The sequence below is a fragment of the Mycobacterium sp. genome (assembly GCF_035506235.1).
GTDB lineage: Bacteria > Actinomycetota > Actinomycetes > Mycobacteriales > Mycobacteriaceae > Mycobacterium.
This window is the reverse complement of record NZ_DATJPU010000076.1, coordinates 1-13,423: the sequence shown is the minus strand read 5'-3', so window position 1 is coordinate 13,423 and position 13,423 is coordinate 1. Positions and strand designations below refer to the sequence as shown.

Below are 13,423 nucleotides of genomic sequence, written 5' to 3'. Positions count from 1 at the left end.
GGTGCTCGGCCCGGCGGCGTGTAGCCTGCGGCGGACCCCCGGGTTTCAAGGGCGCGTAGCTCAGTGGTAGAGCTCTGGTTTTACACACCAGCGGTCGGCGGTTCGATACCGTCCGCGCCCACCAACGTTTGTGCAGGTCGGCGTCAGATCGCGATCCAGCCTGGCCTGACCGGGCGAACCCCCGCTGTGTCAAGGGTGTGCCAGCTGGCTTTCCGCGCTGAATTGATGCCGTTGTTGTCCGTCGGCAAACCTGGATTCGCTCTGCAAGACTGCTTCGAGCCAGCTCAAACCTCTTCCGGCGCAGTCGATCCACCGAAACCCGACCGCTGGCCCATCCATGGATTGCGAAGTTCGCAGCGTTGCCGGTGAAGCTAGCGAACGTACCAGCAGATCTTTTCGGCTTCGAGCGGAAAGGACGCGTCGAGGTGATACGGCACGACCCGAGGGGTGTACGTCTCGGGCGGTCGCGGCCCTTCGACATGAACGTGGTAGCTGAAGGTGCCGCGAATGACTTCGTCGCCGCGTTGCATCGGTATCCGTTCGGTCGGACCATGCTCCCAGGCGTCCCCGTATAGCTGCACCTGCACCGCGTCGGGCCCGACCGCGCCGAGCGAAACGAGAACTCGGAAGTCGTGCCCGTCTCCGGCCGGCTCGACATGGAGGGAGCCGAACGACACGTCGCTCCAGTAGTTTGCGATCAGTTCGCGCCAGCTTTGTACGTCGGTGCCGACACGGCAATGGTCGGCCAGGCGCGTGCGGTAAGCCGCCGCGGCGGGCGCGTACAGCTCCTCGACGTACTGCCGAACCGTGCGTTCGGACGAAAACTGGGGCGTCAGCGTCGCCATGCTCCCGCGCACGCGTTGCATCCAGTCGTCTGGGACCCCGTTGTCGTCGCGCGTGTAGAACATCGGAACGAGCTCGTTTTCCAGCAGTGAGTAAAGGCCGTTTGCCTCCTCGGCGTCCCACTGGGGATCGTCGTGCTCCTGCCCGTCGCCAATCGCCCAACCGGCCTGCGGCGTGTACGCCTCGGCCCACCAGCCGTCGAGCTCCGACAGGTTCAGTCCGCCGTTGACGAGCACCTTCATCCCGCTCGTCCCGCTGGCTTCCCACGGCCGGCGCGGTGTGTTGACCCAGACATCGACGCCGTTGACAAGTTGTTCGGCGAGGACCAGGTCGTAGTCGGCGATGAACGCGACACGGGAGCGAAGTTCCGGCCGCTGGGAGAACTCATACCAGCGTTGGATCATCGCCTTCCCGAACGAATCTGCCGGATGCGCCTTTCCGGCAATGGCAATCTGCACGGGCCGTTCGGGATCGGTGAGAATGCGCGCGAAGCGCTCGGGGTCGTGGAGCAGCAGTGCGGTGCGTTTGTACTCGGTGAAGCGCCGGGCGAAGCCGAGCGTCAAGGCTTTCGGGTCGAAAATGCGCTGGGCTTCATCGACGCGATCCGCGCCGGCGCCGGCGATGGTGAATTGGAGTGCCAGCCGTTGGCGCGCCCAGAGCACAAAGCGCTCGCGGTTGCGATTGCGCATTCTCCACAACTCGGCCGTTGGGACCTTCTCCATCCGCTCCGCGACCGGCGTCGGAATGCCCAGCCACTGCTGGCGCATCTCGGCGTCCGTCCACACCTCGTCGGCGGCCGGAGAGTCCCAGGATGGAACGTGGACACCGTTGGTGACGTGCCCGACCGGAACCTCATCGATCGGACACCGCGGAAAGAGGTCTGCGAACAGCTCACGGCTCACCTCGCCGTGCAGCCGACTCACGCCATTGATGCGGGAAGCCCCGCGAATGGCGAGGTAGGCCATGTTGAACGGTTCGGAGTCGTCGTTCGGTTGCAGGCGGCCCAGGCTGAGGATCTTGCCAATGCTGACGCGCATCTCGGCCGCGTACGACGACAGGTACGCGATGACATAGCTGGGATCGAAGCGGTCGAAGGCCGCGGCGACCGGCGTGTGGGTGGTGAAAACCGTGCCCGCGCGTGCGACGGTCAGTGCGACGTCGAACGGTACGTTCTGTTCCCGCACAATCAAACGGGCGCGTTCCAACACGGCGAAAGCCGCGTGCCCTTCGTTGAGGTGACATACGTCCGGCTCGAGTCCCAGTTCGCGTAGCAGCCGCCAGCCGCCAAACCCAAGCGCCATTTCTTGCTGCCACCGAACCTCGGGATCGGCTTCGTAGAGCTGCGCGGTGATACCGCGGTCTGATGGGTCGTTGGCCGGATCGTTGCTGTCGAGCAAGTACAACCAGAGTCGGCCGACGTTGACGGCCCAGGCGCGCAAATACACGGTCCGGCCCGGAAAGTACAGCGGGATCCGAATCCACGAACCATCCTTGCCGCGCAGACGCTGCACCGGAATCTCGCTGGGATCGCTGAACGGGTACAACTCGCGCTGGTTTCCCTGCGAGTCGAGGGCCTGACGAAAATACCCCTGCTGATACAGCAGACCGACTCCGACCACCGGCGCGCCAAGATCGGTTGACGCCTTCATGTGGTCGCCTGCGAGGACGCCGAGGCCGCCCGCGTAAATCGGCAACGCTTCCGAAAGACCGAACTCCATGCTGAAGTACGCAGCCAACGTCAGGGTATTCGCCGCCGGCGACTGAGGAAACCAGAACGGGTCGCTATTGCGCCTGTTGCGATCATCGATCAGGGCGCGCACCGCGGCGCAGAATGCCTCGTCGCGGCCCAGCTCCTCGAGCTCAGACTGACCGACCGATTTGAGTACCGCCCAGGGATTGCGCGACGCAACCCACAGCTCAGGGTTGACGCGATGCCAGACGCGGTCGGCGCGATGCGATGAGATGAGCCGCATGTCGAGTGCGAGGTCGTCCATGCCATACAGCGAGTCCGGTAGATCGATTTCCGAGCGATGATCGGCCATGAACCCGCCTACTTTCGGTTGGGAGAGCCCCTGCGAACAATATCTTGGACGCATTAATCCGAGACGAAGCTTCAGTGACGCTTAGGGCTGCACGAATGCGCGGCAATGGTGTGCGGCTGCGTCCTCGCTTTCCAAGGAAGGCAAATCAGCACCACGACCGCTAGCGCTCGCCGGTAAATCCGCGGTCACGCGCGCGGGTTGACGCCGCCCGCGGGGGCGGCACGGCGCGCTGCTTCCTGGGCGAGCTGCACGCGCGAGGTTAACCCGAGCTTGGTGTAGATGTGCGTCAGATGCGCCTGCACGGTGCGCGGTGAGACGAACAGCCGCACGGCGACGTCCTTGTTGCCCAGGCCCTCGCTGACGAGCTTCACGACGTCGAGCTCCGCCCGAGTCAGCGACGACCAACCGCTGCTGGCGCGCCTGCGTTCGCCACGCCCGCGCAGCGCGTAGGCGATGGCGTCCTCGATCGACAGCGCCCCGCCCTCGGCCCGTGCGACGTCGAAGTCGTTGTCGCTCAATGATTCTCGAACCGTGGCAATCGTGGCCTCGTCGTCAGCCGCGAGGACCTGGAAGCGCACCATGCCCATCTGCCGTCGGGCTGCGTCCGCGGCACCGAAAAGCCTTGTCGCCAAAAGGTGGTTGTCGGCTTGGGCCGCGATTGCGGCGAGACAGTCAAGTGTGAAGGGAAGGAGGAGGTAGCCCTGCAGCCGGGCCACCAAGTCGAGCGCGTCGAACGCATCGCGTTCGGCGGCGTCGAATTCGGCCTGGGCGATCTCGACGCGCGCACGCGCAGTCAGTGAACATGCCAAGCTCCAACCCTTGGTCAGGGACACGACTTCGTCGGCCCAACGACGGGCCGCGGGGAGATCACCACATGCCAGCGGGGCCAACGCCGCAAAGTTGTGCATCGCGGCCAGCTGGGGATCCAGCGCAGTGCGCTCGCGCGCCGTCTCATACGCGTCCCAAGCTGCAGCCGCGTCGCCCGCGGCCAGGTGCACGTGAGCGGCGCCCCCGTAGACGATTCCGGTGAAGGTATCGAAGAGGTCGGTGACGCGCTGGAAGGCGATTTCGGATGCCGTTCGAGCGGCGTCTATGCGCCCCTGGTAGGCAAGCACCATCGCTTGGAGTTGCGATGTCTGCATGGAGAAGAAGGCGTCGCGGGCTGCGGTGGCCTCCTCGTCGACCTCCCGAAGCCCATCGAGGGCCTGGGTTAGCTCGCCGCGCAGGACTTGCGCCCAGCACAAGACGTAGCGGCTCTGGCGGGATACGAACTTGTCGCCGATCCTGTCGGCAATGCGAAGGGCTTCTTCGGCGGCAACCGGCACCGCGACAGGTTCGCCAAACAAGAGTGCGAACGTCGCTTCCAACGCAAGCGTCTGCCCCAGCCACCAGGAATCGTCCGTGTGTCGCGCAAGGTCGGCCGCCTCGGCGAAGTAAGCGACGGACGATTCGCGGTCGTCGGGGGCGCGACACGCGCAGGCGGTCAGCGCCCTCGCGACAAGTGCCGGGTCGCCGAGTTCGCGCGCCGCTGCCAAAGTTCGCTCGGCCTCGTCGAGATCGATGCTCCTGCCCCGAAAGGACTTCAAGACGCTTCTTGCCACCGCAGCGCGCACCCGTGCCGCGGGCATGTCGACGCCGTTGCAATCCGCATCGGCAAGCGCCGCGTTGAGCCAGCCCAGCCCTTCCTCCATCAGGCCGCGGGACCGCCACAGCGGAAGCAGCGAAGACGCTAGGGTGAGCGCCAGCTCGGTGTCCGAGCTCTCCCGGCTCCATGCGAAAGCGGCTCGCAGATTGTCGATTTCGGTTGCGGCCTGTTCGAGGCGCCGTTGGTGCTCGCCGCTTATCGGTGCGCCGAGCAGGGCGGCCATCGCGGTGTAGTGGTCGCGATGACGGGTGCGGACATCGTTGCCTTCGCGGGACTCGTGAAGTTTCTCTTGCGCGTACTGCCGGACGGTCTCCAGCAGCCGGTAGCGCGTGCCGTGCGGGCTGTCGTCGGCGATCACGAGCGACTTGTCGACGAGCAGCGTGAGTTGGTCGAGAACTTGATAGCGCTCCGTCTCACCGGCCACTGCCTGTGCGGCGTCGAGGTCGAACCCGCCGTAGAACACCGCGAGCCGGCGGAACAGCACCTGCTCGGGCTCGGACAGTAGTGCGTGGGACCAGTCCACCGACGCGCGCAGCGTTTGTTGGCGGCGCACCGCGGTGCGCGCTCCGCCGGTGAGCAGCCGGAACGTGTCGTGCAGGCTGGTGAGGAGCTCGGTCGGGGACAGCGCGCGGACCCGCGCGGCGGCCAGCTCGATGGCCAGCGGAAGGCCGTCGAGCCTGCGGCAGATTTCGGTCACGGTGTCGGCGTTGGCCGCCGTGACGCGGAAGTCGGGTTTGGTTCGGCGGGCGCGGTCCGCGAACAGCTCGATCGCCTCGTCGGCCAGCGACAACGAGGGCACCCGCCAGCTCACCTCACCCGCCACGCCGATCGGCTCGCGGCTGGTGGTCAGCAAGGTCAACGCCGGGCAACCGCCCAGTAGGCCAGTGATCAGCTCGGCGCTGGCGTCGAGCAGGTGCTCGCAATTGTCCAGCAGCATCAGCATCCGGCGATCGCGAATGGACCGCCGCAGCAATTCCATGGTCGGTTGATTGGGTTGGTCGGGAAGACCGAGCGCGCGCGCCACCGTCACGGGCACCACGTCGGGATCGGTGATCGGCGCCAGGTCGACGTACCACACGCCGTCGGCGAACTCGGTGGCTACTTCGGCGGCGACGCGCACGGCCAGGCGCGTCTTGCCCGCGCCGCCCGCGCCGGTCAGCGTGACGAGGCGGTTGTCGGCGAGCGCCTCGCGGATGCCCTTCATCTCTGCTTGGCGCCCGACAAAACTCGTCAGTTGCGCCGGAAGTCGCTCGGCGGGAACGACATTGACGCTGCGCAGTGGCGAGAAGTTGTTGTGCAGGTCCGGGTGGCAGAGTTGCACGACGCGTTCGGGGCGGGGGAGATCGCGCAGCGGGTGGGAGCCGAGGTCGGTGAGCGAGACGTCCGGCGGGAGTTGGTCGACGACAAGCGGTTCGGTCGCACCCGAGAGGACGGTCTGGCCGCCGTGCGCGAGGTCCCGCAGCCGGGCGGTGCGGTTGATCGTCGGGCCGATGTAGTTTCCCTCGTCGCGGAGCTGCACATCGCCGGTGTGCACGCCGATGCGCAGCTTGATCGGCGCCAGCGGTGCCCGTTGCAATTCCAGCGCGCAGGCCACCGCGTCGGCGGCGCGGGCGAACGCGATGACGAAGCTGTCGCCCTCGCCCTGCTCGACGGGCCGCACACCGCGGTGGGCGGCCACCGCGTCGGACAGCGTCTCGTCGAGCCTCGCGACGGCGGCTTTCATCACCTCGGCTTCGGTAACCCACAACCGCGTCGAACCCTCGACGTCGGCCAGCAGCAACGTGACCGTTCCGGTCGGAAGCTCGCCCATGTCTACGCTGCTCCAGCTCGTTTCGCTCATGCTAGCCAGCATGCGGTGACCTGCGACAGCGAACATCAGCGAAATCGCCAATATTTGCGGCGCCGGCATGCGTATGTCGCCGCTCCGTTGTCGGCGTTAAGCGGGGTGTGGCAACCTCAGGGGCGTGAACGAGCAACCCGTGGAGCCGTTTCGCATCGACGTCTTCGACGACGTCCTGGAGGATCTGCGATCGCGCCTGGAGCGCACCCGCTGGCCGGAAGCCGAATGTGTCGACGACTGGAGCCAGGGCATCCCGTTGGGCTACACCCGCGAGCTGGCCGACTACTGGGTGACCGAGTACGACTGGCGTTCCCGCGAGGCCGCGCTCAACCGCTTCGATCAGTTCGTCACCGACATCGACGGGCTGGACATCCATTTCATCCACCAGCGCTCGCCGCACGACGACGCCTTCCCGCTGGTGATCACCCACGGCTGGCCGGGCTCAATCGTGGAGTTCCACAAGGTGATTGAGCCGCTGACCAAGCCGGCGTCCGGACGCGCCGAGGACGCCTTCCACGTCGTGTGCCCCTCACTTCCGGGGTACGGGTTCTCCGGCAAGCCCGCCCGCACCGGGTGGGGCGTCGAAAAGATCGCCGAGGCCTGGGAGACGCTCATGCTGCGCCTCGGCTACGACCGCTACGGGGCGCAGGGCGGCGACTGGGGCGCCGCGGTCACCACGCAGATGGGCCGAAACCGGGGGCACTGCGCGGGCATTCACCTGAACATGCCGATCGGGCGGCCCAGCAAGGAATCCCTGGCCAACCCGACGCCGGAGGAGCAACGCGCGCTGGCCGCGATGGCCGAGCACCGCAAGTGGGGCACCGGCTACTCCAAGCAGCAGTCCACGCGGCCGCAAACTCTGGGCTACGGGCTGGTCGATTCGCCGGTGGGGCAATTGGCGTGGATCGTCGAGAAGTTCTGGGCGTGGGCCGATTGCGACGGGCATCCCGAGAACGTGTTCAGCCGGGACGAGCTCCTGGACAACGTGATGGTGTACTGGGCGACCGCCACCGGCGCTTCGTCGGCGCGGTTGTACTGGGAAAGCTTCCGGGTCTGGGGCCAGATGGACCGCGTCGAACTGCCCACCGGCGTCAGCGCTTTCCCGGGCGAGCTGCTCAAGGCGCCGCGAAGCTGGTGCGAGCCGGTCTACAACATCACCCACTGGACCGACATGCCGCGCGGCGGGCACTTCGCCGCTTTCGAGCAACCGGAGCTGTTCGTCGATGACGTGCGCGCGTTCTTCGCGACGGTGCGCTGAAGAGCCCTTCGCCGAGTGTGAAATTCACGACGCGACACACCGTTGAAGCGTCGCCTTTTTCACGCTCGGCGGCTGGGGGCGGCGGCAGAGGAGACTAGCGCTAGACGATGCGCCAGCCCCTGCGGGCCCGAAAGCGCAAGTCCCACAGGTAAAGCTGATAACTGAAGACCCACGCCCGGTGCGGGACCAACCGGTCGGCCAGCCGCAGGGCGGCCAGCAGCCACTCGAACCGGCGCTGCTGGCGCTGCGACCACTCCAGCCGCATCATCGCCCGGAACTCGGGGGCCAGGAATCCCGTCGTCGCGAACAGGTTGAACGGCCCCAGGACCCGCAGCGGCCACGGCAGAAACGCCACGGAGGCCACCCCGCGCAGGTGCTCGCGCACCGGTGGATCGATGCGCAGCTCGTCGAGGGAGCGCTTCCAGTACTCGTCGAACGCGGCGCGGTCCGGCGGCCACATGCGCTCGGGCACCTGCAGGGTGGTCCCCAACGGCTTGGCATCGCGGTAGACGGCATCGGCGGTGGAGTCGTCCAGGGGGCCGTGCAAGAACTCGTGCTGGTCCACGAAGTAACGGTACAGGCAGGACGCCACCCACAGCTGCAGCTTGGGGTCGAAAGCGTTGTAGGACACCGGACTCGACGACGTGGAGCGAACCTGTCGGTGCGCGACGTCCACGGCGCCGCGCATCAACGCCCGATCGGACTCGGTCCCGATGGCCGCCACCGCCAGGTAGGTCCCGGTGGTGCGGGCCCGCTTGAACGGATGCTTGTAGACGTTGCCGCTGTCCACCGGGCTTTCCAGCACGCCGTAACCGACGCCGGGCAGGGACAGCTGCATGATCACGTTCGCGGCGGGCAACAACACCGCCGCCGGGTTCAGCAAATCGGCGATCCGCGTCGCGGGCCGCCTCACCACCGTTTACCCCTCATGCAGTCGAGTACACCACGGCGGACGTTATTTCCGCCCGAAAGTGGGCACACGAGCACGATGAGCGCTCCACCTGGTAAGGCCAACCTGTCACCGACGGCCGACCCCGACGCATTGCTGTGGTGGGTGGTGGGCCTGCTGATCGTCGTGGTGATCGTGGCGGCCATTCTGGCCATCTGAAGAGACCGTTCCCGCGGCGCGTGTGAGACGCTGCCGGGGTGTTTGCGACGCGGACCCGCATCGTGGGGGTCTTGGCCGGGTACCTGGCAGACCTCGCCCTGAGCGACCCGCAACGGGGCCATCCCGTCGCGCTGTTCGGCCGGGCGGCCGCGGCGCTGGAGCGCGTCACCTACCGCGACACCAAAGCCGCCGGCGCGCTGCACGCCGGGCTGCTGGTCGGTGCGGCAACGGTGTTGGGCGGGGCTGTCGCGCGCCGGCCCGTCGCGGCCGCCGCCGCCACCTGGATATGCCTGGGCGGAACGTCATTGGCGCGTACCGGGTCGGAGATGTCGCGGCTGCTCGACCGGGGCGACGTCGGGGCGGCCCGACGGCTGCTGCCGTCACTGTGCGGGCGCGACCCGGCCCGGCTGGACGCCGCCGGCCTGACGCGCGCGGCGCTGGAGTCGGTCGCGGAGAACACCTCAGACGCCCAGGTGGCGCCGCTGCTGTGGGCGACGGCCGGCGGGGCGCCCGCGGTGCTGGCATACCGGGCCATCAACACGCTGGATTCGATGATCGGCCACCGCTCGCCACGCTACCTCCGATTCGGTTGGGCCGCTGCGAGATTGGACGACGGGGCCAACTACATCGCCGCGCGGCTGACCGCCGCGCTCGTGGTGATGTGCGCACCCGTCGTCGGGGGATCCCCGGCGGGCGCGGTGCGCGCCTGGCGCCGCGACGCGGCCGGGCATCCCAGCCCGAACGCCGGTGTGGTCGAGGCGGCCTTCGCCGGGGCGCTGGGTGTGCGGCTCGGCGGTCCCACCCAGTATCACCACGAGCTGCAGATCCGGCCCACGCTCGGCGACGGCCGCCCGCCCGCGGTGGCCGACCTGCGGCGCGCCGTGGCGTTGTCGCGGGTGGTGCAGGCCGCGGCCGCGCTATCCATCGGGTGTGCATCGGTGGCGATGAGAGTGAGCGTAGGGCGGGGAAATCGCCGTTTTTGCGCCCTCAGTGCACGCTGAAAACCCAGGGCGCACAGTGAAAGTCGGCCTACCGCCGTCGCCCGTAGCGGTCGGCGAGTTTCTCCTCGACGGTGACCGGTGATGTGCGGGCTTCCTGCTTCTCCCGGCGCCGTACGCGGATTTCGGAGTAGATGAAGTAGCCCAGCCCGATCGGCGCCAGGATGCCGAACGAAATCCACTGGATGCCATACGACAGGAACGGCCCGGCGTCCAGGTGCGGGATGCCGATCACGCCCAGCCCGCCCGGCTGGTTCTCGACCAACTGCAGATACGACCCGGCCAGCGGCACCTTGGTCAGGGCCGCGATTTGCCCGGCGTTGATCGAATACACCTGCTGCACACCGTCCATGGCGAAGGGATCCTTGCCCGGCGCGGTCGGCTCGGGGTCACGCAGCCGGGCCGTGAGGGTCACCGGCTCCGCCGGCGGGCGGGGGATCGGGGGGACGTGCGAGCCCTGCTGGGGCCGGACGTAGCCGCGGTCCACCAGCACGGTGGGCCCGTCGTCGACGACGAACGGCGCCAGCACCTCGAACGCCGGGTCGCCGTCCACCACCCGCAGCCGGGCCAGCACCTGAACGTCGGCCAGGTAGTGGCCGGTCGCCGTGACCCGGCGCCACTGCGCGCCCGGCGCCGACGAATCCTGCTGTGGCAGAAGGGTTTTCACGGGAACCGGCGGGGTGTTGAGCGAGTACTCGATCTGGTGGTTCTCCCGGGAGGTCCTGGTGTTCTTTCCCAGCTGCCAGGGCGCGAGCACCATGAAACACAGGTAGGTGAAGGCGATGACCACCAGGGCCAGCGCTATCCAGCCCGGCCGCAGCAGAAATGCCAAGCGGCGCATCAGCCGTGTCCGTTCTCCGCGAGCCGTTGGTCGACCCAGTCGTGCAGGCCGGGCAGGGCGGCCTCGATGACGGCCAGCATGTCCTCGAAGTCCTCGGGATCGCCGTAGTAGGGGTCCTCGACGTCGGGGGCATGGGTGCCCGAGCGCGGGTCGAACGAGCGCAGCATCCGGATCCGGCCGTCCTCGACGCCGAGCTGGCGCAGCATCCGAACGTGGTTGCGGCCCAAGGCCACCACCAGGTCGGCGGCGAGGTGGTCGTCGTTCAGTTGGGCCGCGCAGTGGGTGGTGGAATAGCCGTGGGCGCGCAGCACCCGGGCGGCCCTGTCGTCGGCGCAGCTGCCGACGTGCCAGTTGCCGGTGCCGGCGCTGGTCACCCGCACCGCGTCGGCCAGGCCGCGCCGCTGCAGCTGGTCGGCGAACATCTTCTCGGCCATCGGGGAACGGCAGATGTTGCCGGTGCAGACGAAGGTGACGTGCAGAGTTTCAGACACCCAGGGCCCTCCGCAGCTCGTCGATCGTCGCGGCGTGGGTGACCCCGGCGCTGTTCCCGTCGCCGAAGTCGTCGCGCCCGTAGCCCCAGCCGACCACCACGGTGTCGATGCCGTGCGCGGCCGCGCCGTGCACGTCGTGGCTGCGGTCGCCGACCATGAGCACCCGCCCGGGCAGCGGCCGCAGCCGTTCCAGCGCGCGGGCCAGCACCTCCTCCTTGCTCTTGCGCGAGCCGTCGGGGGCCGCGCCGGCGATGACCTCGAAATACTCGTCCAGCCCGAAATGGGCGAGGATGCGCCGGGCGGTCGGTTCCAGCTTGGAGGTGGCCACGGCCAGCCGCACGCCGGCCGCGCGCAGGTCGGCCAGCAGCTGCTCGATCCCGTCGAACAGCGTGTTCATCGCCCAGCCGCGGGCGCCGTATTCGGCCCGGAAGGCCGCGATCGCCTCCTCGGCCGAGTCGCCCAGCAGGGAACGGAAGGTGTCGTCCATCGGCGGGCCGACGATTTGGGCGGCCAAATCGCCCTCGGGCACCGCCGCACCGATGTGGCCCAGGGCGTGCAGGAAGCTGGCCACGATCCCTTCCGCCGAGTCGGTCAGCGTGCCGTCGAGATCGAAGATCACCAGGTCCGCCACCTGGGCGCCCGGCGACGATGCGGGACGCATTGCGTCGCCGGGTGGGGGCGGGCAATGGGGGGCTGTGCCTGTCACCTCACCATTGTCCTCGATGGCCGGTTTCCTGGTGCGACGGCGTTCCCGTCACGCGTCTGCGGCGGCCCACTAGTGTTTCACGGATGGCGACTCTGAACCCGAGCCCGCCTGCGGCGGCCCGCTATCACGGCGACCAGGCCGTCGCGCCGGGGATGCTCGACTTCGCCGTCAACGTCCGGCACGCGCAACCGCCGGAGTGGCTGACGCGGCGGCTGGCCGAGCGGCTGCCGGACCTGGCGCGCTACCCGAGCCTGCGGGACGCACACCGGGCACAGGACGCGGCCGCCGCGCGGCACGGCCGTGCCCGCGACGAGGTGCTGCCGCTGGCCGGCGCGGCGGAGGGGTTCGCGCTGTTGCCCAATCTGCGCCCGGGGCGGGCGGCTCTGGTCGCGCCCTCGTTCACCGAGCCGGCCGTGGCGCTGGACGCGGCCGGGGTGCCCGTCGAGCATGTCGTCCTCGCGCCGCCGTTCCGCCTCGGCGACGCGCACGTGCCCTACGACGCCGACCTGGTCGTGGTCGGCAACCCGACCAACCCCACCTCGGTGTTGCACACCCGGGAGCAGCTGCTCGCCCTGCGCCGGCCCGGCCGGATCCTGGTGGTCGACGAGGCGTTCGCGGATTCGGTCGCCGGCGAGCCGGAATCGCTGGCCGGCGACCGGCTGCCCGACGTGCTGGTGCTGCGCAGCCTGACCAAGACGTGGGCGCTGGCCGGCCTGCGGGTGGGTTACGCCCTGGGCGCTCCGGAGGTGTTGGCGCGGTTGACGGCGCGGCGCGCGCACTGGCCGGTGGGGACGCTGCAGCTGACGGCCATCGCGGCCTGCTGCGAGCCGTGGGCCGTCGCCGAGGCGGCGGCCGGTGTGCTGCGGTTGACGCAGTTGCGCGCCGAGATGGTGGCCGGCCTGGCGTCGGTGGGCGCCGACGTGGTCGACGGCCGGGCGCCATTCGTCCTGTTCCGGCCCCCGGACGCCGCCTCGCTGCGAAATGCCTTGGAGCACAAAGGGATCGCCGTGCGCCGGTGCGACACCTTCGTCGGCCTGGACGGGACGTACCTGCGAGCCGCGGTGCGCCCCGAGTGGCCGCTGCTGGTCGACGCGATCGCCGGGGTGTCGCGGTGAGCGTGCGGCTGGCCGACGTGATCGAGGTGCTCGACGAGGCGTACCCGCCGCGCCTGGCCCAGCCGTGGGATTCGGTCGGGCTGGTGTGCGGCGACCCCGACGACGCGGTGGACTCGGTGACCGTCGCGGTCGACGCGACGCCGGCCGTCGTCGACCAGGTTCCCGAGGCCGGCCTGCTGCTGGCCCATCACCCGCTGCTGCTGCGCGGCGTAGACACCGTGGCCGCCAGCACCCCGAAGGGCGCGCTGGTGCACCGCCTGATCCGCACCGGCCGTTCGTTGTTCACCGCGCACACCAACGCCGACTCCGCGTCGCCGGGCGTGTCCGACGCGCTCGCCGAAGCGCTCGACCTCACCGTCGAGGCCCCGCTCGAGCCCGCTTCGGGCGCAACGGATCTCGACAAGTGGGTCGTCTACGTTCCCCGGGAGAACGCCGCGGCGGTGCAGGACGCCGTGTTCGAGGCCGGCGCGGGCCACATCGGGGACTACTCGCACTGCAGCTGGAGCGTCAGCGGCATCGGGCAATTCCTGCCGCAC

Annotated in this window: 10 protein-coding genes and 1 tRNA gene; 5 read left to right on the top strand and 6 right to left on the bottom strand. The window is 68.9% G+C overall.

Translation table 11 applies throughout. The annotated features are described in order from the left end of the window. The first annotated feature begins 49 nt into the window (after nucleotides 1-49). A tRNA-Val gene (locus VMD50_RS06835) sits at nucleotides 50-124 on the top strand. Between the two features lie 247 nt (nucleotides 125-371). Here VMD50_RS06835 and glgP read toward each other — a convergent pair. Both glgP and VMD50_RS06825 read right to left on the bottom strand, forming a co-directional pair. Further along, nucleotides 372-2,885 (bottom strand): alpha-glucan family phosphorylase, encoded by a 2,514-nt coding sequence (glgP, locus tag VMD50_RS06830; RefSeq protein WP_325426124.1) that lies wholly within the window; start codon nucleotides 2,883-2,885, stop codon nucleotides 372-374. 185 nt (nucleotides 2,886-3,070) lie between these two features. Continuing rightward, nucleotides 3,071-6,382: a LuxR C-terminal-related transcriptional regulator gene (locus VMD50_RS06825; RefSeq protein WP_414686017.1), complete on the bottom strand. Its 3,312-nt coding sequence runs from the start codon at nucleotides 6,380-6,382 to the stop codon at nucleotides 3,071-3,073. A gap of 127 nt (nucleotides 6,383-6,509) precedes the next feature. On the opposite strand from VMD50_RS06825, the gene VMD50_RS06820 reads away from it, so the two are divergent. Beyond that, nucleotides 6,510-7,628 carry an epoxide hydrolase family protein gene (locus VMD50_RS06820; RefSeq protein ID WP_325426249.1) on the top strand — a complete coding sequence of 373 codons (1,119 nt, stop codon included), beginning with the start codon at nucleotides 6,510-6,512 and terminating at the stop codon, nucleotides 7,626-7,628. Nucleotides 7,629-7,728: 100 nt separating this feature from the next. Here VMD50_RS06820 and VMD50_RS06815 read toward each other — a convergent pair whose 3' ends face one another. After that, complete coding sequence (locus VMD50_RS06815) at nucleotides 7,729-8,541, bottom strand: oxygenase MpaB family protein (protein WP_325426120.1); 813 nt, start codon at nucleotides 8,539-8,541, stop codon at nucleotides 7,729-7,731. Nucleotides 8,542-8,774: 233 nt separating this feature from the next. On the opposite strand from VMD50_RS06815, the gene VMD50_RS06810 reads away from it, so the two are divergent. Beyond that, complete coding sequence (locus VMD50_RS06810) at nucleotides 8,775-9,737, top strand: cobalamin biosynthesis protein (RefSeq protein WP_325426118.1); 963 nt, start codon at nucleotides 8,775-8,777, stop codon at nucleotides 9,735-9,737. 28 nt (nucleotides 9,738-9,765) lie between these two features. On the opposite strand, the gene VMD50_RS06805 is transcribed toward VMD50_RS06810, so the two are convergent. Genes VMD50_RS06805 through VMD50_RS06795 form a run of 3 tightly spaced genes read right to left on the bottom strand, consistent with a single transcriptional unit; the run spans nucleotide 9,766 to nucleotide 11,727 of the window. Further along, nucleotides 9,766-10,575: an SURF1 family cytochrome oxidase biogenesis protein gene (locus VMD50_RS06805; protein WP_325426116.1), complete on the bottom strand. Its 810-nt coding sequence runs from the start codon at nucleotides 10,573-10,575 to the stop codon at nucleotides 9,766-9,768. After that, nucleotides 10,575-11,066, bottom strand: a complete 492-nt coding sequence (locus VMD50_RS06800; RefSeq protein ID WP_325426114.1) for a low molecular weight protein-tyrosine-phosphatase — start codon at nucleotides 11,064-11,066, stop codon at nucleotides 10,575-10,577. Before VMD50_RS06800 ends, VMD50_RS06805 begins: the two co-directional genes overlap by 1 nt. Beyond that, nucleotides 11,059-11,727, bottom strand: a complete 669-nt coding sequence (locus VMD50_RS06795; RefSeq protein ID WP_325426247.1) for an HAD-IA family hydrolase — start codon at nucleotides 11,725-11,727, stop codon at nucleotides 11,059-11,061. The genes VMD50_RS06800 and VMD50_RS06795 overlap by 8 nt, the downstream gene beginning before the upstream one ends. A gap of 38 nt (nucleotides 11,728-11,765) precedes the next feature. Here VMD50_RS06795 and cobC point away from each other — a divergent pair, with 38 nt between their 5' ends. Together cobC and VMD50_RS06785 are read left to right on the top strand one after the other, a co-directional pair. Then, entirely contained in the window at nucleotides 11,766-12,887 is a 1,122-nt protein-coding gene (gene cobC, locus VMD50_RS06790) for an Rv2231c family histidinol phosphate aminotransferase CobC (protein WP_414686018.1), read from the top strand. Next, on the top strand, nucleotides 12,884-13,423 hold a 540-nt coding region (locus VMD50_RS06785), incomplete at its 3' end, for a Nif3-like dinuclear metal center hexameric protein (protein WP_325426110.1). The genes cobC and VMD50_RS06785, both read left to right, overlap by 4 nt.